The 25986-nt window shown below is 73.1% G+C and carries 23 protein-coding genes; 18 read left to right on the plus strand and 5 right to left on the minus strand.

Going from position 1 to position 25986, the window contains the following annotated elements:
- The first annotated feature begins 4 nt into the window (after nucleotides 1-4).
- The 5 genes from ACFY0D_RS14595 to ACFY0D_RS14615 all read left to right on the plus strand — a co-directional run bounded on the left by ACFY0D_RS14595 (nucleotide 5) and on the right by ACFY0D_RS14615 (nucleotide 5616).
- A complete protein-coding gene (locus ACFY0D_RS14595) occupies nucleotides 5-826 on the plus strand; it encodes an ABC transporter ATP-binding protein (protein ID WP_390798661.1) in 822 nt (273 codons plus the stop codon).
- A 689-nt stretch (nucleotides 827-1515) separates the two neighbouring features.
- Nucleotides 1516-2241 carry an ABC transporter permease gene (locus tag ACFY0D_RS14600; RefSeq protein ID WP_390798662.1) on the plus strand — a complete coding sequence of 242 codons (726 nt, stop codon included), beginning with the start codon at nucleotides 1516-1518 and terminating at the stop codon, nucleotides 2239-2241.
- Between the two features lie 113 nt (nucleotides 2242-2354).
- Nucleotides 2355-3686 carry an LLM class flavin-dependent oxidoreductase gene (locus tag ACFY0D_RS14605; protein WP_301365658.1) on the plus strand — a complete coding sequence of 444 codons (1332 nt, stop codon included), beginning with the start codon at nucleotides 2355-2357 and terminating at the stop codon, nucleotides 3684-3686.
- A complete protein-coding gene (locus ACFY0D_RS14610) occupies nucleotides 3683-5266 on the plus strand; it encodes an FAD-binding protein (protein WP_390798663.1) in 1584 nt (527 codons plus the stop codon). The genes ACFY0D_RS14605 and ACFY0D_RS14610 overlap by 4 nt, the downstream gene beginning before the upstream one ends.
- The gene (locus tag ACFY0D_RS14615; RefSeq protein WP_351154447.1) at nucleotides 5263-5616 is read left to right on the plus strand and encodes a ferredoxin family protein; all 354 of its coding nucleotides are present in this window, start codon (nucleotides 5263-5265) and stop codon (nucleotides 5614-5616) included. Before ACFY0D_RS14610 ends, ACFY0D_RS14615 begins: the two co-directional genes overlap by 4 nt.
- 75 nt (nucleotides 5617-5691) lie before the next feature.
- On the opposite strand, the gene ACFY0D_RS14620 is transcribed toward ACFY0D_RS14615, so the two are convergent.
- Nucleotides 5692-6612 (minus strand): NADP-dependent oxidoreductase, encoded by a 921-nt coding sequence (locus ACFY0D_RS14620; protein ID WP_390798664.1) that lies wholly within the window; start codon nucleotides 6610-6612, stop codon nucleotides 5692-5694.
- A 42-nt stretch (nucleotides 6613-6654) separates the two neighbouring features.
- On the minus strand, nucleotides 6655-7374 hold the full coding sequence (locus tag ACFY0D_RS14625; protein ID WP_390798665.1) for a DUF2470 domain-containing protein: 720 nt from the start codon (nucleotides 7372-7374) through the stop codon (nucleotides 6655-6657).
- 155 nt (nucleotides 7375-7529) lie between these two features.
- On the opposite strand from ACFY0D_RS14625, the gene ACFY0D_RS14630 reads away from it, so the two are divergent.
- The 4 genes from ACFY0D_RS14630 (at nucleotide 7530) to ACFY0D_RS14645 (ending at nucleotide 10468) form a co-directional block, all read left to right on the plus strand.
- The gene (locus tag ACFY0D_RS14630) at nucleotides 7530-7925 is read left to right on the plus strand and encodes a cell division protein SepF (RefSeq protein WP_030012729.1); all 396 of its coding nucleotides are present in this window, start codon (nucleotides 7530-7532) and stop codon (nucleotides 7923-7925) included.
- A 67-nt stretch (nucleotides 7926-7992) separates the two neighbouring features.
- Complete coding sequence (locus tag ACFY0D_RS14635) at nucleotides 7993-9444, plus strand: ATP-binding protein (protein WP_390798666.1); 1452 nt, start codon at nucleotides 7993-7995, stop codon at nucleotides 9442-9444.
- Entirely contained in the window at nucleotides 9441-9860 is a 420-nt protein-coding gene (locus ACFY0D_RS14640) for a nucleotide pyrophosphohydrolase (RefSeq protein WP_390798667.1), read from the plus strand. Before ACFY0D_RS14635 ends, ACFY0D_RS14640 begins: the two co-directional genes overlap by 4 nt.
- A gap of 122 nt (nucleotides 9861-9982) precedes the next feature.
- Complete coding sequence (locus ACFY0D_RS14645; RefSeq protein WP_390798668.1) at nucleotides 9983-10468, plus strand: DUF6099 family protein; 486 nt, start codon at nucleotides 9983-9985, stop codon at nucleotides 10466-10468.
- Nucleotides 10469-10514: 46 nt separating this feature from the next.
- Here ACFY0D_RS14645 and ACFY0D_RS14650 read toward each other — a convergent pair whose 3' ends face one another.
- Nucleotides 10515-10778: a hypothetical protein gene (locus ACFY0D_RS14650; protein WP_390798669.1), complete on the minus strand. Its 264-nt coding sequence runs from the start codon at nucleotides 10776-10778 to the stop codon at nucleotides 10515-10517.
- A 203-nt stretch (nucleotides 10779-10981) separates the two neighbouring features.
- Here ACFY0D_RS14650 and ACFY0D_RS14655 point away from each other — a divergent pair, with 203 nt between their 5' ends.
- The 7 genes from ACFY0D_RS14655 (at nucleotide 10982) to argF (ending at nucleotide 20337) form a co-directional block, all read left to right on the plus strand.
- Entirely contained in the window at nucleotides 10982-11905 is a 924-nt protein-coding gene (locus ACFY0D_RS14655; protein WP_390798670.1) for an LLM class F420-dependent oxidoreductase, read from the plus strand.
- A gap of 16 nt (nucleotides 11906-11921) precedes the next feature.
- Nucleotides 11922-12830, plus strand: coding sequence for a homocysteine S-methyltransferase (gene mmuM, locus ACFY0D_RS14660; RefSeq protein WP_390798672.1), 909 nt, complete (start codon nucleotides 11922-11924; stop codon nucleotides 12828-12830).
- A 211-nt stretch (nucleotides 12831-13041) separates the two neighbouring features.
- The gene (locus tag ACFY0D_RS14665; protein WP_390798673.1) at nucleotides 13042-14616 is read left to right on the plus strand and encodes a 3' terminal RNA ribose 2'-O-methyltransferase Hen1; all 1575 of its coding nucleotides are present in this window, start codon (nucleotides 13042-13044) and stop codon (nucleotides 14614-14616) included.
- Nucleotides 14613-17192, plus strand: coding sequence for a polynucleotide kinase-phosphatase (locus ACFY0D_RS14670; protein WP_390798674.1), 2580 nt, complete (start codon nucleotides 14613-14615; stop codon nucleotides 17190-17192). Before ACFY0D_RS14665 ends, ACFY0D_RS14670 begins: the two co-directional genes overlap by 4 nt.
- 227 nt (nucleotides 17193-17419) lie before the next feature.
- Nucleotides 17420-17887: a hypothetical protein gene (locus ACFY0D_RS14675; RefSeq protein WP_390798675.1), complete on the plus strand. Its 468-nt coding sequence runs from the start codon at nucleotides 17420-17422 to the stop codon at nucleotides 17885-17887.
- Nucleotides 17888-17933: 46 nt separating this feature from the next.
- Nucleotides 17934-19160, plus strand: coding sequence for an arginine deiminase (locus ACFY0D_RS14680; protein ID WP_390798676.1), 1227 nt, complete (start codon nucleotides 17934-17936; stop codon nucleotides 19158-19160).
- Nucleotides 19161-19308: 148 nt separating this feature from the next.
- Nucleotides 19309-20337 (plus strand): ornithine carbamoyltransferase, encoded by a 1029-nt coding sequence (argF, locus tag ACFY0D_RS14685; protein WP_390798677.1) that lies wholly within the window; start codon nucleotides 19309-19311, stop codon nucleotides 20335-20337.
- Nucleotides 20338-20373: 36 nt separating this feature from the next.
- Here argF and ACFY0D_RS14690 read toward each other — a convergent pair whose 3' ends face one another.
- Complete coding sequence (locus ACFY0D_RS14690; RefSeq protein WP_390798815.1) at nucleotides 20374-20769, minus strand: ATP-binding protein; 396 nt, start codon at nucleotides 20767-20769, stop codon at nucleotides 20374-20376.
- A gap of 231 nt (nucleotides 20770-21000) precedes the next feature.
- Between ACFY0D_RS14690 and ACFY0D_RS14695 the strand changes: the two genes are divergently transcribed.
- The gene (locus ACFY0D_RS14695) at nucleotides 21001-21828 is read left to right on the plus strand and encodes an enoyl-CoA hydratase family protein (RefSeq protein WP_382538972.1); all 828 of its coding nucleotides are present in this window, start codon (nucleotides 21001-21003) and stop codon (nucleotides 21826-21828) included.
- Between the two features lie 4 nt (nucleotides 21829-21832).
- Entirely contained in the window at nucleotides 21833-24082 is a 2250-nt protein-coding gene (locus ACFY0D_RS14700) for a bifunctional salicylyl-CoA 5-hydroxylase/oxidoreductase (protein WP_390798678.1), read from the plus strand.
- A gap of 40 nt (nucleotides 24083-24122) precedes the next feature.
- Here the strand turns inward: ACFY0D_RS14700 and ACFY0D_RS14705 are convergent, their stop codons facing one another.
- Nucleotides 24123-25691, minus strand: coding sequence for a M12 family metallo-peptidase (locus ACFY0D_RS14705; protein WP_390798679.1), 1569 nt, complete (start codon nucleotides 25689-25691; stop codon nucleotides 24123-24125).
- Nucleotides 25692-25986 lie beyond the last annotated feature (295 nt).

Below are 25986 nucleotides of genomic sequence, written 5' to 3' on the forward strand. Positions count from 1 at the left end.
CGGCATGGCGAAGATCGTGTTCGAGGAAGTGACCAAGACCTTCCCGACCAAGGACAAGAAGGACAAGGAGCAGTTCACCGCGCTCGACGGCATCGACCTGGAGATCGAGGCGGGGGAGTTCGTGGTGGTCGTGGGCCCCAGCGGCTGCGGCAAGTCCACCCTCCTGGACCTGCTCGGCGGGCTGACCCGGCCGTCGTCCGGCCGGATCCTGCTCGACGGGAAGCCGATCACCGGGCCGGGCCTGGACCGGGGCATCGTCTTCCAGCAGTACGCCCTGCTGCCCTGGCGGACGGCGCTCGGCAACGTGGAATTCGGCCTGGAGGCGACCGGCGTCCCGCGCCGCGAACGCAAGGCGAGGGCCCGGGAGTTCCTCGACCTCGTCGGCCTCACCGGCTTCGAGGACCGGCACCCGCACGAACTCTCCGGCGGTATGCGCCAGCGCGTCGCCATCGCCCGCTCGCTGGCGTACGACCCGGACGTGCTGCTGATGGACGAGCCGTTCGCCGCGCTCGACGCGCAGACCCGCGAGTCCCTCCAGGACGAGCTGCGGCGCATCTGGCAGCGCACCGGCAAGACCGTCGTGTTCATCACGCACGGCATCGAGGAGGCGGTCTACCTCGGCCAGAAGGTGGCCGTCATGACCTCCCGCCCGGGCCGCGTCAAGGAGATCGTCCCGGTCTCCTTCGGCGACCGCGGCGCCGGTTTCCAGGGCGAGGACCTGCGTTCCAGCCCCGAGTTCGCCCGCTATCGCCACGAGATCTGGACCCTGCTCCACGACGAGGTGGCCCGTGCTCAGCAACTGGAGAAGGAGGAGGCCACCGTATGACCACGAACATCACCACCCCCGCCACCGATGCCCCGGCCGGGCAGGAGGCGGTACGGGAGGACACGGCGCCCGCGGCCCCCGCATCCACCGACCGGGAGTCCCGCAGGACGCGGCCCGGTGTCCCGGCGCTGCCGGCACGCCGCCTGCGCAGCGCCGGCCGGGCGACCACGGCAACGGCATCCCCCCTTCCGGAGGCCCCTGCGGCTCCGGAAGCTCCGGCGGCCACCGAGGTCCTTGAGGTCCCTGCGGCTCCGGCGGTTCCGGCGGATCCCGCAGCCCCAGAGGCTCCTGCGGCCCCCGCGGCTTCAGCGGCCCCCGAGGCACTGGAGGCTTCAGCGGCCCTTGAGGTCCCCGCGGTTGCGGAGGCTTCTGCGACTCCAGCGACTCCAGCGGCCCCAGCGGTTCCAGCGGCCCCAGCGACTCCAGCGACTTCAGCGGCCCCTGCAGTTCCGGAGGCTCCCGAGGTCCCGGCGGCCCCTGCGGATCCCGCAGTCCCGGAGGCCCCCGCGGCTCCCGAGACTTCAGCGCCTGCCGAGGCTCCCGCGGCCCCGGGTGCTCCCGCCACCGGACCGGAGGCCGCCCCGGTACCCAAGGCCGCGTCCTCCCAGAGCGCCGGCCACGCCCCGTCCCCCGTCCGGAAGGCCGCTGCGGCGCTGGGCCGGCGGCTGCGCGCCGCCGCCCTCCGCTCCGTGGCCCTCGTCGCCCTGCTCGCCCTGTGGGAGACCGCCCCCCGCCTCGGCCTGGTCGACGCCACCTTCCTGCCGCCGGTCAGCGAGGTCGCCACGGCCTGGTGGGACCTCCTGGGCAACGGCCAGCTCGGCCAGCACACCCGGGCCAGCCTCGCCCGCTCCTTCGGCGGCTTCGGCATCGCCGTCGTCATCGCGGTCCCGCTCGGCCTGCTCATCGGCTGGTACCGGCCGGTCGCCGCGCTGCTCGGCCCCCTGCTGGAGGTGTTCCGCAACACCGCCGCGCTGGCCCTGCTGCCCGTCTTCGTCCTGCTCCTCGGCATCGGCGAGACCTCGAAGGTCTCGATCGTCGTCTACGCCTGCCTCTGGCCGGTCCTGCTGAACACCATCAGCGCGGTGGGCAACGCCGACCCCACCCTGGTCAGACTGGCCCGCTCGATGGACCTGTCCACCCCGAGGCTCTTCCAGAAGGTGATCCTGCCGTCCTCCGTACCGGCCATCTTCACCGGCATCCGGCTGGCCGGTGCGGTCTCCATCCTCGTCCTGGTGGCCGCCGAGATGATCGGCGCCAAGGCGGGCCTCGGCTACCTGATCAACGCCTCGCAGTACAACTTCGCGATCCCGCAGATGTACGCGGGCATCATCACCATCTCCGCCGTCGGCGTGGCCTTCAACCAGCTGCTGGTCACGATCGAACGCCGTCTGAGCACCTGGCGCGTCCCCGCCTGACGCCCGCCCCGCCGTCCCCGCCGTCTCCGCCGTCCACGCCGCCCCGCGCCCCCGCCGCCCCGCGCCGTCCGGGCCGCCACCGCACGCAACGCCACCGAACACAGGGAACAGTCATGACCGCGAACCGCACCCTCCACCTCAACGCCTTCCTGATGAACGCCGGCCACCACGACGCCGCCTGGCGCCACCCCGACAGCCGGCCCGAGTTGATCACCGACCTGCGCTACTTCCAGGACCTGGCCCGCACCGCCGAACGCGGACTGCTCGACTCCATCTTCTTCGCCGACGGAGTCGCCCTCTGGGGCAAGGCCCGCCACAACGCCCTCGGCGGATTCGAGCCGCTCACCCTGCTCTCCGCCATCGCCGCCGTCACCGAGCACATCGGGCTCATCGCCACCGTCTCCACGACCTTCAACGAGCCCTACAACCTGGCCCGCAAGTTCGCCTCCCTCGACCACATCAGCGGCGGCCGGGCCGGCTGGAACATCGTCACCTCCGGCACCGTCGACGAGGCCCGCAACTTCAACCGCGACGAGCACCTGGAGCACCACCTCCGCTACGAGCGCGCCCGCGAGTTCCTCGACGTCGCCACCAAGCTCTGGGACAGCTGGGAGGACGACGCGATCGTCCTCGACAAGGAGCGCGGCATCTACGCCGACACCGACAAGCTGCACCCCGCCGCCCACCGTGGCGAGCACTTCGGCGTCGCCGGACCGCTCAACGTCCCGCGCTCCCCCCAGGGCTACCCGCTGCTCGTGCAGGCCGGCTCCTCCGAGGACGGCAAGGAGTTCGCGGCCCAGTACGCCGAGGCCGTCTTCACCGCCCAGCAGACCCTCGCCGACGGCCAGACCTTCTACAAGGACCTCAAGTCCCGCCTCGCCAAGTACGGCCGCGCCGAGAGTGACCTCCTCGTCCTGCCCGGCATCGCGCCCGTCATCGGATCCACCGAGGCCGAGGCGAAGGCCCTGGAGCAGCAGCTCACCGACCTCCAGGTGCCGGAGTACGGCCTCGCCCAGCTCTCCGGGATGCTGAACGTGGACCTCACCGGCCTGCCGCTGGACGGTCCGCTCCCGGACCTGCCCGAGGAGCGGGACATCAACGGCAACAAGAGCCGCTTCACCCTCGTCGCCGAGCTCGCCCGCCGCGACGGCCTGACCCTGCGCGAGCTGATCGCCCGCCTCGGCGCCGGCCGCGGTCACCGCGTCTTCGCCGGCACCCCCGAGCAGATCGCCGACCAGCTCCAGGAGTGGTTCACCCAGGGCGCCGCCGACGGCTTCAACATCATGGCGCCGGTCCTGCCCACCGGCCTGACCGCCTTCGTCGACCACGTCGTGCCGATCCTCCAGCGGCGCGGGCTCTTCCGCACCGAGTACACCGGCGCCACCCTCCGCGAGAACTACGGCCTCGCCCGGCCGGTCAACCGGCACACCCGGGAGGGCGTATGACCGAGTACGCCACCGACGTCCTCGTCGTCGGCGGCGGACCGGCCGCCACCTGGGCCGCCCTCAAGGCCGCCGGGGCGGGGGCCCGGGTCGTCCTCGCCGACAAGGGCTACTGCGGAACGAGCGGCGCCACGGCCGCGGGCGGCACCGGCGTCTGGTACGTCCCGCCCGAGCCCGCCGCCCGGGAGGCCGCCATGGCCTCCCGGGAGGGCCTCGGCGGGTACCTGGCCGACCGCCGCTGGATGGCCCGGGTCCTCGACGAGACCTACGACCGGATGAACGAGCTGGCCACGCACGGCCGTTACCCGTTCCCCACCGGCCCCGACGGGCAGCCGCTCCGGGGCGGCCTGCAGGGCCCCGAGTACATGCGGCGGATGCGCATCCGGATCCGCCGGGCCGGGGTCCGCGTCCTCGACCACAGCCCGGTCACCGAGCTGCTCACCGACGCCGACGGGGCCGTCGCGGGCGCCGCCGGCTACCGCCGTCAGCTGCACGAGTCCTACCGGGTCCGGGCCGGCGCCGTGGTCCTCGCCACCGGCGGCTGCGCCTTCCTCAGCGGAGCCCTCGGCACCAACACCAACACCGGCGACGGCGCGCTCTTCGCCGCCGAGGCCGGGGCGGAGCTCTCCGGCATGGAGTTCTCCAACGCCTACGGGATCGCCCCCGAGGGCACCTCCGTCACCAAGACCGCCTTCTACTCCTTCGCCACCTTCTACCAGGAGGACGGCAGCGTCCTGGAGGGCGCGGCCAGCCAGGGCGGCCGCTCGGTGATCGCCCGTGAACTCCTCACCGGCGCCCGGGTCCACGCGCGCCTCGACCGCGCCGACGAGGGAGCCCGGGCGGCGATGCGCCTCGCGCAGCCCAACTTCTTCCTCACCTTCGACCGGCTCGGCATCGACCCCTTCACCGACCGGTTCGCCGTCACCCTGCTCGCCGAGGGCACGGTCCGCGGCACCGGCGGCATCCGGATCACCGGCGACGACTGCGCCACCGGCGTCCCCGGGCTGTACGCCGCCGGGGACGCGGCCACCCGCGAGGAGATCTGCGGAGGCTTCACCGGAGGCGGCAGCCACAACGCCGCCTGGGCCATCTCCTCGGGCAGCTGGGCGGGCCGGGGCGCCGCCGGACATGCCCTGTCCCTCGGCCCCGGCCGGGCCGCCGGCCGCCCCCTCACCGGCGCCGGCGGTGCGGGCCTGCGCCCGACGGGGAGAGCGGCCGCCGGACCGGAACACCGCGAGGCCGTGGCGCTCGTACAGCGGGAGGTGCTGCCCTACGACAAGAACTACCTCCGCCGCGGCGACGTCCTGGCGGCTTCCCTGCGCATCCTCGACACGGCGTGGTCACAGCTGCGCGCGGGCCTGCACGGCTCGGGGGCCGACGTGGTCAGGGCCCGGCAGGCGGCGGCGATGACCGCGCACGCCCGGTGGATGTACGCGGCCGCCCTCGCCCGGTCCGAGACCCGGGGGATGGCCAAGCGCCTCGACCACCCGGACCAGGACCCGGCTCAACACCACCGGATCCTGGTCGGCGGCCTGGACCGGGTGTGGACCAGGCCCGCGGCGAAGGCGGTGGTGGCGGCGTGATCGAACTCGTCTCGGCGGAGCGCTGCATCGCCTGCGACAAGTGTGTGGAGGTGTGCCCGACGGATGTCTTCGAACGGGGGCCCGAGGGGATTCCGCTGCTCGCACGGCAGGAGGACTGCCAGACCTGCTTCCTGTGCGAGGCGAACTGCCCGGTGGACGCGCTGTTCGTGGCCCCGCTGACCCATCCCCTTCCGGAGGATCCGGCCGTACGGGACGAAGCGGGGCTGGTGAGCCGCGGGCTGCTCGGCAGCTACCGGCGCCACATCGGCTGGGGTGAAGGGCGGACGCCCGGATCGCTGCGGGCGATCGGGCCGCCGCTGGGCCGGTCCGCGCCGCCGATCACGTCCTGAGCGGGTGCGCGCCGCCGGAGCCCCGTGCTCCGGCGGCGCGCACGTGTGCCGTGGGCCGGTCGGACGGCCGGGCGGTCAGACGGTCAGGACGATCTTGCCGCGGGTGCGGCCCGCGGCGCTCAGCTCCCAGGCCCTGGCGGCCTCGGCGAGCGGCAGCGCGTGCTCCACGTTGACCGTGAGCTTCCCCGCGTCGGCCAGTTCCGCCAGGAAGGTCAGGTCGGCGGTGTCCGGGCGCACCCACAGCTGGTGGGCGCCCTTGGCGGCCGCGTTGTAGTCGGCGATGGAGACCACCCGGTGGCGTTCCCTGACCAGGGACTGGAGGGTCTCGATGACATCGTCGCCGTAGAAGTCCAGGCCCGCGTCGATGCCGTCGGGCGCGAGCGCGCGGATCCGGTCCGCCAGCCCCTCCCCGTACAGCACGGGCTCCGCGCCGAGGGAGCGCAGGTAGTCGTGGTTGTGCGCGCCCGCCGTGCCGATGACCCGCAGGCCGAGCGCGACGGCGATCTGCACGCCGAAGGATCCGGTGCCGCCGGCCGCGGAGTGGATGACCACGGTCTCCCCGGCCTTGAGGCCGGCGCGGGTGAGGGACTGGTAGGCGGTGAGGCCGGCCAGCGGGAGGCCCGCGGCCTGCTCGAAGCTCAGCTCGCGGGGCTTGCGGGCGAGGGTACGCACGGGGGCGGACACCAGCTCGGCGTACGCGCCGAGTTCGACCCACTCCTTGCGGACGTAGCCGTAGACCTCGTCGCCGACGGCGTAGTCGAAGGTGTCCTCGCCGACGGCTTCGACGACTCCGGCCACGTCCCAGCCGGGTATGACCGGGTAGCGGACTTCGAGGATCGGGTCGAGGTATCCGGCGGCGAGCTTCCAGTCCACCGGGTTGACCCCGGCGGCCTTGACGCGGACGAGCACCTCGCCCGGGCCCACCTTGGGCTGCGGCAGGTCAACGAGCTGGAGTGTGGCGGGAGTTCCGTATGCGCTGTATGCGATGGCCTTCATGATCATCTCCAACGCGGGTCCGCGGCCGGGTATTCCGGCCCGTCAGGCCGGCAGGGTGTTGCGGTGCGAGCTCCGCCGGGCCGCGCTGAAGAGTGCCTGGATCTGCGTACCGGCCTGCTCGACGTCGTCGAGGGGCGAGGGGAACGGCAGCCGCACGTCGCGGTGGCCGCGCCGTTCCTCCAGCCGCAGGGTGATCCCGTACCGGTCCATGGCGACCGGCAGCGCGCGGAGCACCGTGGCGGCGGGCAGCGGCCGGACCAGCCGCAGCAGCAGGGTGACCAGGTCGTGGTGGTCGTCGAGGAGGTGCGTGAGCATGCCCGCCTCGTACGGGGACAGGGGGTCGGGGCAGGCCGCGTCCAGCTCTTCGAGGCCGACGTGCGAGCGGCCGTCCGGGGTCTCCAGGACGGCCCGGTCGAATTCCATGCAGGTGGAGTCGGCGCCGGAGCCTTCGGCCAGGTCGGAGTAGGGGGTGAGCAGACGGCCCAGCACGGTGACGCGGGCGCGCACCCGGTCCCGTACGGGGGTGGGGGCGACGTCGGTGAACTCCAGCCGGATCGACGGCCGGTACTCGGACTCGCCGCCGGGCTCGGCGGGGTGCAGGTGCAGCCGTCCCATCGGGTCGCTGCCGTCGAGGTGACGGACCTCGGAGCGCTGCCCGTCGGTGATCACGGTCATGGAGTGGGCGGCGGTCAGGATCGACCGGATGTGCTCGGCATCGGTGGGCCGGTCGGCCGGGGTGACGGGGGCACCGAACAGGCGCATGCGGATCTCTCCTCGTCCGAGTGACTTAGGTATGCCTAACCTAACCTATCCGGCTCTCCAGGAGTACCCGGCACGCTCGTGTCGTTGTTGGGCTGAACGGGTGAAACGCGAGAGGATGGGGGGATGCACATGAAGCGCACGGCCGAGGCGGCCCGGTGAGCAGGTACGACGTCACCGACGAACAGTGGGAGGGGCTCGCGCAGGTGGTCCCCCTGCGCAGTCGCAACGAATGGCCCTCCCGGGTGGACCACCGCACGATTCCGACGGCGCCCGGGGCGTCGGCGGCGGAGCAGCGGCGCTTCGTGGTGATCAGAGTTCAGATCTTCGCGGACGCGCGGGAGGTGGCGGAGTACCTGATCGCGCAGATCCCGGTCCTGCTCGACCTCACCGGGGCGGACAGCGAAGTGGCCAAGCGGATCCTGGACTTCAGCAGCGGCGTGGTCTTCGGCCTGGGCAGCGGGATGCACCGGGTGGACCGGAACGTCTTCCTGCTCGCGCCGGTGGGGACCGAGGTCGAGGGGATCGCGGCCGCGGCCGTCCCCCGATCGTAGGAAGGTCCCCGCGAGGGAACGGTTCGCCGGAGCCGCGGGGGGTCCGGCGGGCCGTACCGTCCCGCGCATGGACGCCACCCTGGACGCGACGACGGCGGGGCGCACCGCCGCCGGCGTCGTCGCGTTAGCCGACACCCGCACCGATTCCCCCGAGGCCGGACCGGCCGGCGAGCAGCCCGCCGCGGCGCCCCCGGCCCCGCCCGCCCCTCCTGCCACACCGACCGCTTCCGCGACTTCCGCGACTTCCGCGACCTCCGTGCCCGCAGAGACCTCCGGGGTCTCCGGGGCCGCCTCGGTGGCCGGACCGCGGCCCGATCCCGCCGGTGACCCGGCCGTGCCGGCGCAGGCCGGCCCCGGCGGCTCCGGGCGGCGCTCCGCCGAGTCCGCGCAGCGGCAGCCGCGGCCCGTGGTCACCGAGCTGCGGCTCTCCGCCTTCGGGCCGCACCGCTCGGCGGTCTTCCCGCTCGGCCCCCTCACCCTCTTCGCCGGGCCGAGCGGCAGCGGCAAGTCCCAGGCCCTGGCCGCCTACGAGGCCCTGGCCGCGCTGGGTTCCGGGGCCACGCTGGAGGAGGTCTTCCCGGATCCGCGCGCCCGCATCCCCGACCGGGCCGTCCCCGACGCGCAGCGCCGGCGCGGGTTCCGCCTCGGCTGCACCGTGGACGGACCCGTCGGCCCGGTCCGGCTCGACCTCGCCGTCCAGGCCGAGCCCACGCTGCGGATCGTCGGTGAACGGCTCTCGCAGGACGGGCAGATCCTGCTCGCCACCGCCCTGCGCGACCCCGGCCGGCGCTCGGTCCAGGCCGCCTGGCTGACCGGCGGCGCCATCGGCGTCACCAGGGCCCCGCTGCCCGACGACCGGCTCGGCACGGCACTGCTCCCGCTCCGCGTCGCCGGTTCCACCGCGGGCCAGCGCCAGGTCCTGGCCGCCGCCGAGCAGGTGGTCGTGGCCCTGCGCGCGGTGTTCCCGTGCGACCCCCGCCCCGACCGGATGCGCGCCGCCGTCCCGCCGGGCGAGGGACGGCTGCTGGGCGACTGCGCCAACCTGGCCGACGTGCTGCGCCGGACCCGCAGCGAATGCGGCACCCGCCACGCGCTGCTGGCGGAGGCGGCCCGCACCGGCTGCGCGGGGCCCGTCGCGGGGCTGGACGTACGGGCTCCTGCGGGCGGCGGCCCCGTCGCGGCGGTCCTGGACCGCGGCCCCGGCCGGCCCGCCACGGAGCTGGCCCGGCTGGGCGCGGGCGAACTCCGCTTCCTCGCACTGGCGCTGGTCCTGCTGACCGGTCCCGGAGTGCTGGCCATGGACCCGGCGGCCGAACTGCTCTCCGCGCGGCAGGCGCTGACAGTGCTGGCCGACGGCTTCGACCGGGGCCTCGACCGGCGGCAGAGCGCCGAGCTGCTGCGCCTGGCCCTGCTGTCCTGCGGCCGCGGCCACATCCGGCTGGTGGCGGCGGTGGGGGAGGGGACCGCGGCGGCGGCCCGCGACCTCCCGGGCATCGCGATGGTAGACCTGAGGGCATGAACGAGACGCAGGAACAGCCCGAGCGGCGGCCGGAATCCCCCGAGGGGCGGATCGGCGAGCGGCCCGACGAGCGGCTGGACCGGCTGCAGCGCCGGCTCGCGCAGTTCGCGGCGGCGCGCGGCTGGGAGCCGTACCACACGCCCAAGAACCTGGCGGTGGCGCTCAGTGTGGAGGCGGCCGAACTGGTCGAAATCTTCCAGTGGCTGACACCCGAGCAGTCGGCGAAGGTCATGGAGAAGCCGGAATCGGCCCACCGGGTGGCCGACGAGGTGGCCGACGTGCTGGCGTATCTGCTGCAGTTCTGTGAGGTTCTCGGGGTGGATGTGCTGGATGCGCTCGCCGCGAAGATCGAGAGGAACGAACTCCGCTTCCCCGTTCCGGGCTCATCGAGCCCGAATCGTCACTCTTCGGAGTGATGGACTCATCCACAATCACGTTTGTGTCCACATTTTCCGAATACCCCTGGCTTTACTGAGCTGTTGCCCTCACTCTGGGTAGTGGTGAGGATGGCGGATGTCGTGCGGACGGGGGACGGCATATGGATGCGGTACGGCTCATCGCGGCCGGCCGGCACGCGCTGGCACAGAGCGGGGTCGCGTGGGACATCGTGGGCGAGGCCTGGCAGGCCCAGGCGCTCGCCCAGGGCATAGGGAGCTATCTGGCGGTCACCGGGCCACCGGAGCTCAGATCGGAGGCACGGGGACTGGGGGAAGCGGGAGGCAGAGGCTGCGGGGTGCTCGACCGGGCGGCCCTGCGCGGAGAGGGCAGCGCGCCCGAATATCCGCCGAGGGCCGCGCAGTTGAGCGAGGTGTCGGATGTCCGGCAGGCGCTGCTCGGACTCCAGGCGCTGCTGGGTGAAGTGGGGATAGCCCTGGTCGGGGTGGCCTGCGGGACGGACGACGAGGCCCTGTACTGGCAGTGCATAGAGTCGATCGACGCCGCCGACGAGTCGAGCGACCGGGTGCGGGCGATCCTGCGCCGCATGGTGGTCCGTGAGCGGGGGTCGGCCTCGGGCGTGGCCTGAGGGCGGCGCGGAGGGGGTCCCGCCGTGCGCGGCGGGACCCGCACGGTCAGGACGACCGGTAGGACGGGCGCCCGCCCTCGGGGGTGCGGTCCGTGGAGGCCTGGAGATCGGCGTCGAGCTGGGACAGGTCGGCGTTGAGCGCGGCCATCAGTTCTTCCATCTGCTGCAGCAGGCCCTTCGGCGCGCCGCCGCCCTGGGCGGGTACCGCGGGCTCCTGACCTGCCTGGTCGTGTGCTGCCTGTGCTGCCTGTGCTGCCTGTCCGGTCGCTCCGGTGTGTCGGTGGGTCTCCGGCACGGCCTCGTGGGACATGGCGGCCTCCTCGGCCCTGGCCCTTCCAGGGCGGAAGGGGGCGGTGGACGCACCGGCGGGACGCCGCCGGCGCGCGGGCCGGGCGGTCCGGCTCCGTCCGAGCCAACGATCTCCGTCCGGGCTGGTCACTGGCGGGTCCGGGGGCGGACCGTCCGGTTGACGAAGATTCACCCTGCCGGGGCGGGAAGTGCAGGATGGGGGGCATGGACCTTCGCATTTTCACCGAGCCCCAGCAGGGTGCGAGCTACGACACCCTCCTGACCGTCGCCAAGGCCACCGAGGACCTGGGCTTCGACGCGTTCTTTCGCTCCGACCACTACCTGCGCATGGGATCCGACGACGGCCTGCCCGGCCCCACCGACGCCTGGATCACCCTCGCGGGCCTGGCCCGGGAGACCAAGCGGATCCGCCTCGGCACGCTGATGACGGCAGCAACCTTCCGGCTGCCCGGAGTCCTCGCCATCCAGGTGGCCCAGGTCGACCAGATGTCCGGCGGCCGCATCGAACTGGGCCTCGGCGCGGGCTGGTTCGAGCAGGAGCACAAGGCGTACGGGATCCCCTTCCCGGCGGACCGGATGTCCCGGCTGGAGGAGCAGCTGGCCATCGTCACCGGCCTGTGGGCCACCGAGGCCGGCGCCACCTTCGACTACGCGGGCAAGCACTACCAGGTGGAGAACTCGCCCGCGCTTCCCAAGCCCGCCCAGACCAAGGTCCCCGTCCTCATCGGCGGCCACGGAGCCAAGCGCACCCCGCGGCTCGCCGCCCGCTACGCCGACGAGTTCAACATGCCCTTCGCGTCGATCGCCGACAGCGAGCGGCAGTTCGCCCGGGTCCGGGAGGCCGCCGAGGAGGCCGGCCGCAAGGCCGACGACCTCCGCTGCTCCAACGCCCTCGTCGTCTGCGTGGGCAAGGACGACGCCGAGGTGGCCCGCCGGGCCGCCGCCATCGGCCGTGACGTCGACGAGCTCAAGGCCAACGGCCTGGCCGGCTCCCCGGCCGAGGTCGTGGAGAAGATCGGCGCCTACGGCGCCGCCGGCTCCTCCCGCGTCTACCTCCAGCTGCTCGACCTCGACGACCTGGACCACCTGGAGCTGATCTCCGCCCAGGTGCTCTCCCAGCTCCGCTGAGAGGGGCGGGAAACCCATGCCACGTGCGTCCGCCCCGCTCGCCGAAGCCCTGGTCCGCAGGGCCGTACTCCTGGACGGCGGGCTCAGCAACCAGCTCACCGACCAGGGCTGCGACCTGTCCGGCGACCTCTGGTCGGGCCGGGTGCTCGCCGAACGCCCGGACCAGGTGGCGGCCGCCCACACGGCGTACGCCCGGGCCGGCGCCGAGGTGCTGATCACCGCCAGTTACCAGGTCGGCTACGAGGCCTTCGCCGCCCACGGCCACGACCGCGCCGAGACCACCGCCCTGCTGCGGCACAGCGTGCGCCTGGCCGCCCGGGCGGCCGAGGCCGCCGACCACGAGGTGTGGGTGGCCGCCTCCGTGGGCCCGTACGGAGCGGTGCTCGCGGACGGCTCCGAGTACCGCGGCCGGTACGGCCTGAGCGTGCGCGAGCTCGCCGCCTTCCACCGCCCCCGCATCGAGGCCCTGCTCGCCGCCGGCCCCGACGTCCTGGCCGTGGAGACCATCCCCGACAGCGACGAGGCCGAGGCGCTGCTCGCCGTCCTCGCCGAGACCGGCGCACCCGCCTGGCTCTCGTACACGGTGGCCGCCGGCCGCACGCGGGCCGGACAGCCCCTCGGCGAGGCCTTCGCCCTCGCCGCCGCCTCCCCGGAGGTCATCGCGGTCGGCGTCAACTGCTGTGACCCTGCCGATGTCCTGCCCGCGCTGGAGGCGGCGGCCGGCGAGACCGCCAAACCCCTCGTGGCCTACCCCAACGACGGCTCGGTCTGGGACGCCGGCACCCGCACCTGGCGCACCCCCGAAACCCCCGCCCCCTGGCCCACGCGGGTCTGGTACACCACCGGCGCCCGCCTCATCGGCGGCTGCTGCCGCATCGGCCCGACCCGGATCGCGGACCTGGCCCGGACCGTCCGCGCGGGCTGACGGTCACGGAGCTGTCTCCTCGTGCGCCCGGTGTCCTCCAGAAGGGCCTCCTTGCCGCCGCTCCCGACGACCCCGTGGTCGTGCACGACCCGCAGCCGGTCCGCCCCGCACGGCGTGCCGAGCTCACCGATCCCGGTCGGCTCGCGGCGGCCCTCGCCCGAGAGGGAAAATCCCTGGTCGGCGGGGAGGGCCACGGACGATACTCGGTCATGTGTTCCTGACGATCTCCACCACCGGTTCCCCCGAACGACCCGCCACCGACCTGGGCTATCTGCTGCACAAGCATCCCGGCAAGACGCAGGCGTTCTCCACCTCTCACGGCACCGCTCACGTGTTCTACCCCGAGGCCTCGGTCCAGCGGTGCACGGCGGCCCTGCTGCTGGAGGTGGACCCCGTCGCGCTCGTGCGGCGCGGCCGGGGCAAGGGCCGGGGCGGAGCGCCGGACGCCGCGCTCGCGCAGTACGTGAACGACCGGCCGTACGCCGCGTCCTCGCTGCTCGCCGTCGCGCTCAGCGGAGTGTTCCGCACCGCCCTCAAGGGACAGTGCACCGCCCGCCCCGAGCTCCCGGAGCAGGCCCGGCCGCTGCGCGTCGAGATCCCGGTGCTGCCCGCCCGCGGCGGGGCCGCGCTCGTGCACCGGCTGTTCGGCCCGCTCGGCTGGGACCTCGTGGAGGCCGAGCCCGTACCGCTCGACGAGCAGTTCCCCGAGTGGGGGGACTCCCGCTACGTACGGCTCGTCCTGGAGGGCGAGCTGCGCCTCGCCGACGCCCTGCGCCAGCTCTACGTGCTGCTGCCGGTCCTCGACGACTCCAAGCACTACTGGATCTCCCCGGACGAGGTCGACAAGCTGCTGCGCGCCGGAGACGGCTGGCTCGCCGCGCACCCCGAGAACGGGCTGATCACCTCCCGCTACCTGGCCCGCCACAAGCGGCTGACCCAGAACGCCATCGAGCGCCTGGAACTGGTCCGCCTCGCCGAGGCCGACGGCAGCGAGGTCGAGGAGCTCGACAACGCGGTGGACGAGACCCGCGACACCGAGGAGCGGCCCGTGCCGCTCGCCGTGCAGCGGCGCGAGGCGATCCTGGCCGCCCTGCGGGTCGCCGGCGCCCAGCGGGTGCTGGACCTCGGCTGCGGCCAGGGGCAGTTGCTCCAGGCGCTGCTCGGGGACCCGGCGTACTCCGAGATCGTCGGCATGGACGTGTCCGTGCGGGCCTTGCAGATCGCGGCCCGGCGGCTGCGGCTGGACCGGATGGGCGAACGGCAGAGCGCGCGCCTGAAGCTCCTGCAGGGCTCCCTCGCGTACACCGACAAGCGGCTGGCCGGCTACGACGCGGCCGTGCTCAGCGAGGTCATCGAGCACCTGGACCCCGAGCGGCTGCCCGCGCTGGAGTACGCGGTCTTCGGCTCGGCCCGCCCCCGCACGGTCCTCGTCACCACCCCCAACGTCGAGTACAACGTGCGCTGGGAGACCCTGCCCGCCGGCCACGTCCGCCACGGCGACCACCGCTTCGAGTGGAACCGCGAGGAGTTCCGCGCCTGGGCCGACCAGGTCGCGCGGCGCCACGGCTACGGGGTCCGCTACGTGCCCGTCGGCGACGACGACCCCGAGGTCGGGCCGCCGACCCAGATGGCCGTCTTCACCCAGCACGACGGCACCGAGGCGACCGACATCATCGACGCGACCGACACCACCGACACCACCGACACCACCGACACCACCGACACCGCCGACACCACCGACACGATCCGCACCACCGACACCCCGAAGGAGGGCGAGGCAGCATGACCGGCACCGAGACCCCCCGTACGCGCACACTTCCCGTCACCGACCTGTCCCTCGTCGTCCTGATCGGGGCCACCGGATCGGGCAAGTCCACCTTCGCGCGCAAGCACTTCAAGGCCACCGAGGTCATCTCCTCCGACTACTGCCGGGGCCTGGTCTGCGACGACGAGAACGACCAGAGCGCCAGCCGCGACGCCTTCGACGTCCTGCACTACATCGCGGGCAAGCGCCTCGCCGCCGGCCGCCTCACCGTCGTCGACGCCACCAGCGTCCAGGCCGACGCCCGCCGGCAGCTGGTCCAGCTCGCCCGCGAGCACGACGTCCTGCCGATCGCCATCGTCCTGGACATGCCCGAGGAGGTCTGCGCCGAACGCAACGCCGGCCGCCCCGACCGGGCCGGCCTGCCCCGTGCGGTCATCCAGCGGCACCGCCGCGACCTGCGGCGCTCGCTGCGCGGTCTGGAGCGCGAGGGCTTCCGCAAGGTCCACGTACTGCGCTCCGTCGAGGAGGCCGAGACCGCCGAGGTGGTCCTGGAAAAGCGGTTCAACGACCTCACCCACCTCACCGGCCCCTTCGACATCGTCGGTGACATCCACGGCTGTTCCTCCGAGCTGGAGACCCTGCTCGCCAAGCTCGGCTACGAGGACGGGGTCCACCCCGAGGGCCGCACCGCCGTCTTCGTCGGCGACCTCGTCGACCGCGGCCCCGACAGCCCCGGCGTCCTGCGCCGCGTCATGGGCATGGTGAAGTCCGGCAACGCCCTGTGCGTGCCCGGGAACCACGAGAACAAGCTCGGCCGTTACCTGAAGGGCTCCAAGGTCCAGCGGACCCACGGGCTCGCCGAGACCATCGAGCAGCTGGAGAGGGAGCCGGAGGAGTTCGTCCAGGAGGTGAGGGAGTTCATCCGCGGCCTCGTCAGCCACTACGTCCTCGACGGCGGCAAGCTGGTGGTCTGCCACGCCGGTCTGCCCGAGAAGTACCACGGCCGCACCTCCGGCCGGGTCCGCTCGCACGCCCTCTACGGGGAAACCACCGGCGAGACCGACGAGTTCGGCCTGCCCGTGCGCTACCCGTGGGCCGAGGACTACCGGGGCAAGGCCGTCGTGGTCTACGGCCACACCCCGGTCCCCGACACCACCTGGATCAACAACACCATCTGCCTCGACACCGGCGCCGTCTTCGGCGGCCGGATGACCGCCCTGCGCTGGCCCGAGCGCGAACTGGTCGACGTACCGGCCGAGAAGGTCTGGTACGAGCCGGTCAAGCCGCTCGTCGCCGAGGCGCCGGGCGGGCACGACGGCCGCCCGCTCGACCTGGCGGACGTGCACGGCCGCCGGGTCGTGGAGACCCGGCACCTGGGCAACGTGAACGTGCGCGAGGAGAACGCGGCGGCGGCCCTGGAGGTCATGAGCCGCTTCGCGGTGGACCCCCGCCTCGTCCCGTACCTGCCGCCCACCATGGCGCCCACGGCCACCTCCCGCCAGGACGCCCGCGGCGGAGCCGCTGATGAGGGCTACCTGGAGCACCCGGCCGAGGCCTTCGCCCAGTACCGCAAGGACGGCATCGCCCAGGTGGTCTGCGAGGAGAAGCACATGGGCTCCCGCGCCACCGTCCTCGTCTGCAAGGACGCCGACGCGGCCCGCGAGCGCTTCGGCGTCGACGGGCCGACCGGCTCCGTCTACACCCGCACCGGGCGGCCCTTCTTCAAGGATCCGGCGGTCACCGAGGAGGTCCTCACCCGGCTGCGCTCGGCGGTCACCGACGCCGGCCTCTGGGAGGAACTCGGCACCGACTGGCTGCTGCTCGACGGGGAACTCCTGCCCTGGTCCCTGAAGTCCGGCGGCCTGCTGCGCAACCAGTACGCCGCCGTCGGCGCCGCCTCCGGCGCCGTCTTCCCGGGCGCCATCGCCGCCCTGGAGGCGGCCACCGCCCGGGGCGTCGAGACCGGCGAGCTGCTGGAGCGGCAGCGCGGCCGGGCCGCCGACGCGGCCGCCTTCACCGACTCCTACCGGCGCTACTGCTGGACCACCGACGGTCTGGACGGCGTACGGTTCGCGCCGTTCCAGCTGCTGGCGGTGGCCGGGCGGTCGCTGGCCGCGGTGCCCCACGACGAGCAGCTGTTCTGGCTGGACCGGCTGGTCGCCGCTGACGAGGCGGCCGGCACCGGACTGCTGCGCCGCACCGGCCGGATCCTGGTGGACACCGCGGACGAGGATTCCGTACGGGCCGGCACGGACTGGTGGCTGGAGCTGACGGCCGCCGGCGGCGAGGGCATGGTCGTCAAGCCGCTCCAGGCGTACGCCAAGGACGGCAAGGGCCGACTGGTCCAGCCCGGGGTCAAGGTGCGCGGGCGCGAGTACCTGCGGATCATCTACGGCCCGGAGTACACCCGTCCGGACCACCTGGAGCGGCTGCGCGACCGGTTCCTCGGGCACAAGCGCTCGCTCGCCCTGCGCGAGTACGCGCTCGGGCTGGAGGCGCTGGACCGGCTGGCGGCCGACGAGCCGCTGTGGCGGGTCCACGAGGCGGTCTTCGCGGTGCTGGCGCTGGAGTCGGAGCCGGTCGACCCGCGCCTGTGAGACGGCACCGCCGCGCGGGGGGGGGGCCACGTCAGCACGGCCCGTAAAGGGGTGGCCCCCGTACGGCCTCGAATTAGGTCGTATGGGGGAACTTTCGCGGAGAACTCCGGGAAAACCACCGGCGGGATCGTTCAACCAGGGCAGCGGAATGTCCGCGACCCTGGAAGGACGGAACGTCACCTATGAAGATGACCGCGCGCGGAAGCATTGCGGCGCTCATGACCTGTATGGCTGCGGCCGGAGCGGCCACCCCGGCCGTGGCCCAGTCGGTGCCGGTCGATGTCCCGCTGGACGCCGTGAAGACCACGCTGGGCGTGGACACCCCGCGCGTGGGCACGGGCGTGCCGATGCCGGTCGTGGGAGCGCCCGAGGCGCCCCGCTTCCACAAGGGGAACATGCTTCCGACCCCACTGTTCCCGTCGCTCCCGATCGGCACCGAGCTCGGCAGCACCCTCGTCACCTCCCCGGTGCCGAACCTGCTGGGCAAGCCGGAGACGGACGGCGAGGGTTCCGTCGAGGCGCCTGCCACCGGCCTGCTCGCCCGGACCCCCGGCCTGGTCGCCGGTGGTCTGCTGACGATGCCGGACGCCTCCAACTCCGGAGTGCCGAACCTGACCGTGCCCGAACTGGGCTTGACCACCCCGGAGCTCACCGGGGCCCCCTCGGCTCTTCTCGGCCTCACCACCCCTCGCTGAGCGGACGCCACGTCAAAAAGCCGTTCGGTCTGGGAATGTGTACGGCATGGGATTCCATGTCGACTCCGAGACCGGGCGGCTTCGCCGCGTCATCCTCCACCGGCCCGACCTGGAGCTGAAGCGGCTCACACCGAGCAACAAGGACGCACTCCTCTTCGACGACGTGCTGTGGGTGCGCCGGGCCCGCCAGGAGCACGACGGCTTCGCGGACGTGCTGCGGGACCGGGGCGTGGAGGTCCACCTCTTCGGTGACCTCCTGTGCGAGGCCCTCGACATCCCGGAGGCGAGACACCTCGTACTGGACCGGGTCTTCGACGAGAAGGAGTACGGGCCGCTCGCCACCGACCACCTGCGGTCGGTCTTCGACGGGCTGACCTCGGCCGAGCTGGCGGAGGCCCTGGTCGGAGGGATGACCAAGCGGGAGTTCCTGGAGCGGCACGCCGAGCCGGTGTCGGTGCGCTTCCACGCCCTGGACCTGGACGGTTTCCTGCTGGGCCCGCTGCCCAACCACCTCTTCACCCGGGACACCTCCGCCTGGATCTACGACGGGGTGTCCATCAACGCGATGCGCTGGCCCGCCCGGCAGCGCGAGACGGTCCACTTCGAGGTGATCTACAAGCACCACCCGCTCTTCACCACCTCCGGCGCCTTCCACTACTGGTCGCAGGGGCAGGCGGACTACCCGTCGACGATCGAGGGCGGGGACGTCCTGGTCATCGGCAACGGGGCGGTGCTGATCGGGATGAGCGAGCGGACCACCCCGCAGGCGGTGGAGATGCTGGCACGAGGCCTGTTCGCCGCCGGTTCGGCGACGTCCATCGTGGCGCTGGACATGCCCAAGTCGCGGGCCTTCATGCACCTGGACACGGTGATGACGATGGTCGACGGAGATACGTTTACTCAGTACGCCGGGCTCGGGATGCTCCCCTCCTACACGATCGAGCCGGGCGGCGGGCCGCAGGAGCTGAAGGTCACCGACCACCCGGAGGACCACATGCACCGGGCCATCGCGGGGGCGCTCGGCCTGGACTCGATCCGGGTGCTGACCGCGACGCAGGACGTGCACTCGGCGGAGCGCGAGCAGTGGGACGACGGGTGCAACGTGCTCGCCGTGGAGCCGGGGGTGGTGGTCGCCTACGAGCGGAACGTGACGACCAACACGCACCTGCGCAAGATGGGCATCGAGGTGATCGAGATCCCGGGCAGCGAGCTGGGGCGGGGCCGGGGCGGACCGCGCTGCATGAGCTGTCCCGTCGAGCGGGACGCGGTCTGAGGCGGGCCGGGCCCGGGGTCTGAGGCGGGCCGAGCCTGGGGGAGGGGTTCAGGGCCCGGGGAAAGGTCCCGGGCCCGGTCTGTATATCAATACAGAGGATCGTATAGACTTCCAACATCCCCTGTCACCGTGACGCTGGAGCGACCCCATGGCCACCGACCTCGCCGGCCGCAGTTTTCTCAAGGAGCTGGATTTCACGGCCGCCGAGTTCCGCGGTCTGATCGAGCTCGCCGCCGACCTGAAGGCCGCCAAGAAGGCCGGGGTCGAGCAGCGCCTGCTGCAGGGCAGGAACATCGCGCTGATCTTCGAGAAGACCTCCACCCGGACCCGCTGCGCCTTCGAGGTCGCCGCCGCGGACCAGGGCGCGCACACCACCTACCTCGACCCCGCCGGCTCCCAGATGGGCCACAAGGAGTCGGTCAAGGACACCGCCCGGGTGCTCGGCCGGATGTTCGACGGGATCGAGTACCGGGGGGACAGCCAGCAGGCCGTGGAGGAGCTCGCCGCCCACTCGGGCGTCCCCGTCTTCAACGGACTCACCGACGACTGGCACCCGACCCAGATGCTGGCCGACCTGCTCACCATGACCGAGCACACCACCAAGCCGCTGAACCGGATCGCCTTCGCCTACCTCGGCGACGCCCGCTTCAACATGGGCAACTCCTACCTCGTGACCGGAGCGCTGCTGGGCATGGACGTGCGGATCGTCGCGCCCCGGTCCTACTGGCCCGCCGAGTCGGTGGTGGCCGCGGCGCGGGAGCTCGCGGCGGAGAGCGGAGCCCGGCTCACCCTGACCGAGGAGGTCGCCGAGGGGGTCGCCGGGGCGGACTTCGTCGTGACCGACATCTGGGTGTCCATGGGGGAGCCCAAGGAGGTCTGGGACGAGCGGATCGCGGTCCTGTCCCCGTACGCGGTGACCATGGACGTGCTGCGCGCCACCGGGAACCCGGACGTGAAGTTCATGCACTGCCTGCCGGCCTTCCACGACCTCGGCACCAAGGTGGCCCGGGAGATCCACGAGCGGCACGGGCTCGACTCCCTGGAGGTGACGGACGAGGTGTTCGAGTCGGAGCACTCCATCGTCTTCGACGAGGCCGAGAACCGGCTGCACACCATCAAGGCCGTGCTTGTCGCCACCCTCGCCCGGCCCGGCCGGTCCGGCCGGGGTGACGCATAGTCATACGGCTCGTCATGCGTCGCGCCATGCGCCGCGTCAGGCGCTGCCGGTGCCGCTGCCGGTGCCGCTGCCGGCGCCGGTGCGCTGTGCGGGCAGGGTGAACCACACGGCCTTGCCGCGCGGGGTGGGGCGGTGGCCGCAGTCGGAGCTCAGGCTCCGGATCAGCAGCAGGCCGCGGCCGTGCTCCTGCCAGGGGTCGGGCCGGCCGGCGTCCGGACGGGCCGACAGGTCGCCGGGCGGGCACGGATCGCCGTCGTGGACCTCGACCTGGCAGCCGTTCGCGCGCAGTTCCACGACCAGCTCGATCGGGGCGCCGGAGCTGGTGTGCTCCACGGCGTTGGCGACCAGTTCCGCCGTCAGGAGCTCCGCGGTGTCCCGGTCGGCGGGCGCGTCGGTGTCGGCCAGCGCGGTGCGGACGAGGGCGCGGGCCATGGGTACGGCGGCGGCCGTGTGGGGCAGGGCGATCCGCCAGGCGGAGGCGTCGGGCAAGGAAGGGCCATCCGTTCCGGGGTCGGGGTAGGGCGGGGTCGGTGTAGGGCGGGGAAGGGTGAACTCCCGGTTTCAACGATACGAAGTCGAATTCTCATCCCGTCAGGCGCCCCGCGGCGCGAATATGTCGTGCTTCTGTGACGGCAGTCACGATCTGGTGATACCTTCGGTGACGTGAGCCCCTTCACCGGTTCCACACCAGCGACCGAACGGTGGCACCACCTCCGGGTCACCCGGCAGGACGGCGTCGCCACCGTCACCTTCGACCGCCCCGAGAAGCTGAACGCGCTCACCTTCGGCGCCTACGCCGACCTGCGCGATCTGCTCGGCGAACTGTCCCGTGAGCGCTCCGTACGCGCCCTCGTGCTCGGCGGCGAGGGGCGCGGCTTCTGCTCCGGCGGGGACGTCGACGAGATCATCGGCGCCACCCTCGCCATGGACACCGCCCAGCTCCTCGACTTCAACCGGATGACCGGCCAGGTGGTGCGCGCCATCCGCGAATGCCCCTTCCCGGTGATCGCCGCCGTGCACGGGGTGGCCGCCGGGGCCGGAGCCGTCCTCGCGCTCGCCGCCGACTTCCGGATCGCCGACCCCACCGCCCGCTTCGCCTTCCTCTTCACCCGCGTCGGTCTCTCCGGCGGCGACATGGGCGCGGCCTACCTGCTCCCCCGGGTCGTCGGCCTCGGCCACGCCACCCGCCTGCTGATGCTCGGGGAGCCCGTCCACGCGGCCGAGGCCGAGCGGATCGGCCTGCTCAGCGAGCTCACCGAGGAGGGCAAGGCCCACGTACGGGCCGCGGAACTCGCCGCACGCCTGGCCGCGGGCCCCGCCCTCGCCCACGCGCAGACCAAGGCCCTGCTCACCGCCGAGCTCGACATGCCACTGGCCGCGTCCGTGGAACTGGACGCCGCCACCCAGGCCCTGCTGATGCACGGCCAGGACTACGCGGAGTTCCACGCGGCCTTCACCGGGAAGCGGCCGCCGGAGTGGAAGGGCAGGTAGTCACATGGCTCCTGGTGCCATGCGGGTCGCCGTCGTCGGCGGGGGACCGGGAGGGCTGTACGCCGCCGCGCTGCTGGCCCGCCAGGGCCACACGGTGGAGGTCTGGGAGCGCAACGCCCCGGACGACACCTTCGGCTTCGGCGTGGTGCTCTCCGACGAGACGCTCGGCGGCATCGAGCGGGCCGACACCGTCGTCCACACGGCCCTGAGCGCGGAGTTCGTGCGCTGGGACGACGTGGACATCGTGCACCGCGGCCGGCTGCTGACCTCCGGCGGCCACGGCTTCGCGGCCATCGGGCGGCGCCGGCTGCTGGAGATCCTGCACGAGCGCTGCGCGGGCCTCGGCGTCCGCCTCCGCTTCCGCTCCGAGGCCCCGGCGGCCGCCGAGCTCGCGGCCTCGTACGACCTGGTGGTCGCGGCCGACGGGGTGCACAGCGCGCTCCGGGAGGCCGGCGCCGCGCACTACGGGCCGACACTGACCGGCGGACGCTGCCGCTACATCTGGCTCGCCGCCGACTTCGCCTTCGACGCCTTCCGCTTCGAGATCGCGGAGACCGAGCACGGGGTCATGCAGCTGCACGCCTACCCCTACGCGGCCGACGCCTCCACGGTGATCGTGGAGATGCGCGACGAGGTGTGGCGGGCGGCCGGCTTCGACCTGTGCGACGAGGACGAATCGGCGGCCCGCTGCGCCAAGATCTTCAGCGAGGCCCTGCGCGGGCGCCCGCTGCGCGGCAACCGCTCCGCGTGGACGCAGTTCCGTACCGTCGTCAACGAGCGCTGGTCGCACGGCAACACGGTGCTGCTCGGCGACGCGGCGCACACCGCCCACTTCTCCATCGGGTCGGGGACCAAACTGGCGGTGGAGGACGCGCTCGCGCTCGCCGAGGCCGTGGGCGCCGTGCCGGGCGACATCCCGGCCGCCCTCGCCGCCTACGAGGCGGCCCGCCGCCCGGCGGTCGCCAGCACCCAGCGGGCGGCGGCCGCGAGCCGGCACTGGTTCGAGGAGATCGCCGGATACGTCGGCCAGCCCGCCCGGCAGTTCGCCTTCAACCTGCTCACCCGCAGCCGCCGGGTCACGCACGACAACCTGCGGATGCGCGACGCACGGTTCACGCGGGCCGTGGAAGGGGACTTCGGCTGCCCGGACGGCACACCCGCGATGTTCACGCCCTTCACCCTGCGGGGCCTGACCCTGCGCAACCGGGTCGTCGTCTCACCGATGGACATGTACTCGGCCGAGGACGGGCTGCCGGGCGACTTCCACCTCGTCCACCTGGGCGGGCGGGCCCTCGGCGGGGCCGGGCTGGTGATGACGGAGATGGTCTGCGTGTCCGCCGAGGGCCGCATCACCCCCGGCTGCACCGGCCTCTACACCCAGGACCAGGCGGCCGCCTGGAAGCGGATCGCCGACTTCGTCCACACCTCGGCGCCCGGTACCGCCCTCGGCGTCCAGCTCGGGCACGCCGGCCGCAAGGGCTCGACCCGGGTGATGTGGGAGGGCATGGACGACCCCCTGCCCGAGGGCAACTGGCCGCTGGTGGCCGCCTCCGCGCTCCCCTACCGGCCGGGCGTCTCGGCGCTGCCGCGCACCCTCGGGCGCGCCGACCTGGCGGCGCTGCGCTCCGATTTCGCGGCCGCCGCCGTCCGCGCCGCCGACGCCGGATTCGACCTGCTCGAACTGCACTGCGCCCACGGCTACCTGCTCTCCGGCTTCCTGTCCCCCCTGACCAACCACCGCGACGACGAGTACGGCGGCTGCCTGGAGAACCGGCTGCGCTTCCCGCTGGAGGTCTTCGACGCGGTCCGCGCCGTGTGGCCCGAGGACCGCCCGATGACGGTCCGCCTCTCGGCCACCGACTGGGCACCCGGAGGCACCTCGCCCGAGGAGGCGGTACGGATCGCGGCCGCCTTCGCCGCCCGCGGCGCGGACGCCATCGACGTATCGACGGGCCAGGTGGTCGCTGACGAGGCCCCCGAGTACGGGCGCTCGTACCAGACCCCGTACGCCGACCGGATCCGCAACGCGCTCGGCGTCCCGGTCATCGCGGTCGGTGCCATCTCCTCCTGGGACGACGTGAACTCCTTGCTGCTGGCCGGGCGTGCCGACCTCTGCGCCCTCGGCCGCCCCCACCTCTACGACCCCCACTGGACCCTGCACGCGGCCGCCGAGCAGTCCTACGAAGGCCCCGGCGCGCCCTGGCCGGTCCCGTACCGCGCGGGCAGCCGCACACCGCCGACGGGCCGCGGCTAGACGGCGGCCCTTCGGCGGCCCATCGGCGGGACGGCTACGGCTACGGCTGCGCGATCGGGACGAACAGGGCGTTGACGGTCCGGTCCGCGTTCATGGTGAGCTGGTAGTTCGGGTTGTTCCCGTCCAGCTCGATCCCGTCCACCGCCCAGGCGTCGAACCGGAAGCCGGGGTTGGGGACGGCGGTGACGGTGACCTGCGTGCCGGGGTCGTACGGGCCGTACTCGCTGACCCGGACCGTGCCCGCGCCCGCGGGGTCGTGCAGCAGGGTGAGGGAGCGGCGGTTGGTCACGAGGGAGGCCCGGTATCCGGCCAGGGTGTCCGCGTTCTGCAGAGCGACGGCGGCGTTGTTGTTCTGGGCGTTGCCGAGGACCTGACCGTTCCAGGTGCGCTCGGGGGTGGAGTACGAGTTGACCACGTTGCACGCCTGGGGGCAGGCGGTGGAGTACGCCATGAGCGTGCGGTGCTGGCCGTTGGGCGTGACCCAGCCGTAGTTGAACGTGCCCGCGGGGGTGGCACCGCCCTGGTTCGTGACCGTCAGGCGGTCGTGCTTCATGCCGAAGTTGTGGCCGATCTCGTGCGCGAGGTTCTCCCAGGCCGCCACGGACCCGATGCTGGTGACCGAGAACGCGGCACTGTCGGTCGTCGAGGTCGGGCCCGGGTCGGGCAGGCTCGCCGCGCCGGAGCTGTCCTCGAAGGGGACGGAGGCGAGGAGCGCCACCAGGTCACCGCCGTACTGGTTGCGCCGGGCGGCGGCCGTGGCGCCGAGGACCGTGTTCGCGGGGTTGCTGATCATGCTGAGCAGGGTGTTGACGTTCTCTCGGGGGACGCCCGTGGCAGCGGTCTGGTAGGTGTGGACGACGTGCACGCTGGCCGGCACGTTGTCGGTGGCGAGCGCCCGGTTGAGCTGGTTCACGCCGTAGCTGATGCGGGACTGGACCGCCTGGACACTGCCCATCACCTCGACGGTGGCCGGCGTGTAGGCGACGACGATGTCGATGGCGGCCGGGTCGTTGGGCGTGGCGGCCCGCAGACCGGGCCTGTGCGGCTTGTGGGGCTTGTTCGGGTGGTGCGGCTTGTGCGGCTTCTTCGCGGGGACGTTGACCGTGTCGACACCGACCCCGCTGGGCGGCAGTTCGAGGGAGTCGATCTCCTGCAGCTCGTACCAGCCCGGACGCTTGGCCAGCGGCTGGTACGCGTACTGGCGGAAGCCGATCGTGATGACGCCGGAGAGGGTGACCGGTCCCTCGGTGCAGGCCCCGATGGCGGACACGGAGATGGTGTTCTCCGGGTTCTTCGGGTCGTGGCCGCCCCAGTACACCGTGCCGTCCGGCTCCTGGCGCTGGAAGTCCTGCACCGCGGTGAAGCCCTTGCCGCGCCCGAACAGCGGGAACGTGCGGCGCTCGGGTCTGCCCTCCTTCTGCTCACCGCACAGCGAACGGAACGCCTTGGCGTCCGTGCGCTGCGCGGCTGCGCGCACCACCCAGGGCTCGTGCTCCTCCCCGCCCCCACCCGTCCCGGCGGAGGCGGCGGGTGCGGTCAGGGCGAGTGACAGGGTGGCGGTGAAGGCGGTCGCCGCGGCGGAGGCGGCGAGCAGGAAACGACGGCGCATGGGGGACGTGGACCTCTCTTTGGGGGGTGGTCCCGCCTTGTATTCCGTGGCAGGGTTCACGCCACGCCGGTACGGCCGCCCCCGCACCGCCTGCCGGACGAGGTTCACCCGAATACGGTCGCGGGCCCCCCGGCGAGCCCGGCGTCCCTGGGCCTTCGGGGCCTGGGTGTGCCGGCAGGCGGTCTGGGGGCGGCCCACCCGGATCGCCGGGGCACCCCGGTCGAGGACCGCGCCGAGACCGTCCCGGCGTGACCGGCCTGCGAGACGGGCCTTGACCTCAAGTGCCCTTGAGGTT

The sequence above is a fragment of the Streptomyces sp. NPDC001502 genome (assembly GCF_042894785.1).
Classification (GTDB): Bacteria; Actinomycetota; Actinomycetes; order Streptomycetales; family Streptomycetaceae; genus Streptomyces; species Streptomyces kutzneri.

Bases quoted from the DNA above. Each gene is read 5' to 3' on its own strand.
- ACFY0D_RS14690 (WP_390798815.1), bottom strand. From the start codon at position 20,769: ATGGCCCGCGCCCTCGTCCGCACCGCGCTGGCCGACACCGACGCGCCC.
- ACFY0D_RS14680 (WP_390798676.1), top strand. From the start codon at position 17,934: ATGGGATTCCATGTCGACTCCGAGACCGGGCGGCTTCGCCGCGTCATC.
- ACFY0D_RS14610 (WP_390798663.1), top strand. From the start codon at position 3,683: ATGACCGAGTACGCCACCGACGTCCTCGTCGTCGGCGGCGGACCGGCC.
- ACFY0D_RS14595 (WP_390798661.1), top strand. From the start codon at position 5: ATGGCGAAGATCGTGTTCGAGGAAGTGACCAAGACCTTCCCGACCAAG.
- ACFY0D_RS14640 (WP_390798667.1), top strand. From the start codon at position 9,441: ATGAACGAGACGCAGGAACAGCCCGAGCGGCGGCCGGAATCCCCCGAG.
- ACFY0D_RS14620 (WP_390798664.1), bottom strand. From the start codon at position 6,612: ATGAAGGCCATCGCATACAGCGCATACGGAACTCCCGCCACACTCCAG.
- ACFY0D_RS14605 (WP_301365658.1), top strand. From the start codon at position 2,355: ATGACCGCGAACCGCACCCTCCACCTCAACGCCTTCCTGATGAACGCC.
- ACFY0D_RS14625 (WP_390798665.1), bottom strand. From the start codon at position 7,374: ATGCGCCTGTTCGGTGCCCCCGTCACCCCGGCCGACCGGCCCACCGAT.
- ACFY0D_RS14675 (WP_390798675.1), top strand. From the start codon at position 17,420: ATGGCTGCGGCCGGAGCGGCCACCCCGGCCGTGGCCCAGTCGGTGCCG.
- ACFY0D_RS14705 (WP_390798679.1), bottom strand. From the start codon at position 25,691: ATGCGCCGTCGTTTCCTGCTCGCCGCCTCCGCCGCGGCGACCGCCTTC.
- ACFY0D_RS14655 (WP_390798670.1), top strand. From the start codon at position 10,982: ATGGACCTTCGCATTTTCACCGAGCCCCAGCAGGGTGCGAGCTACGAC.
- ACFY0D_RS14645 (WP_390798668.1), top strand. From the start codon at position 9,983: ATGGATGCGGTACGGCTCATCGCGGCCGGCCGGCACGCGCTGGCACAG.
- mmuM (WP_390798672.1), top strand. From the start codon at position 11,922: ATGCCACGTGCGTCCGCCCCGCTCGCCGAAGCCCTGGTCCGCAGGGCC.
- ACFY0D_RS14670 (WP_390798674.1), top strand. From the start codon at position 14,613: ATGACCGGCACCGAGACCCCCCGTACGCGCACACTTCCCGTCACCGAC.
- ACFY0D_RS14650 (WP_390798669.1), bottom strand. From the start codon at position 10,778: ATGTCCCACGAGGCCGTGCCGGAGACCCACCGACACACCGGAGCGACC.
- argF (WP_390798677.1), top strand. From the start codon at position 19,309: ATGGCCACCGACCTCGCCGGCCGCAGTTTTCTCAAGGAGCTGGATTTC.
- ACFY0D_RS14635 (WP_390798666.1), top strand. From the start codon at position 7,993: ATGGACGCCACCCTGGACGCGACGACGGCGGGGCGCACCGCCGCCGGC.
- ACFY0D_RS14700 (WP_390798678.1), top strand. From the start codon at position 21,833: ATGGCTCCTGGTGCCATGCGGGTCGCCGTCGTCGGCGGGGGACCGGGA.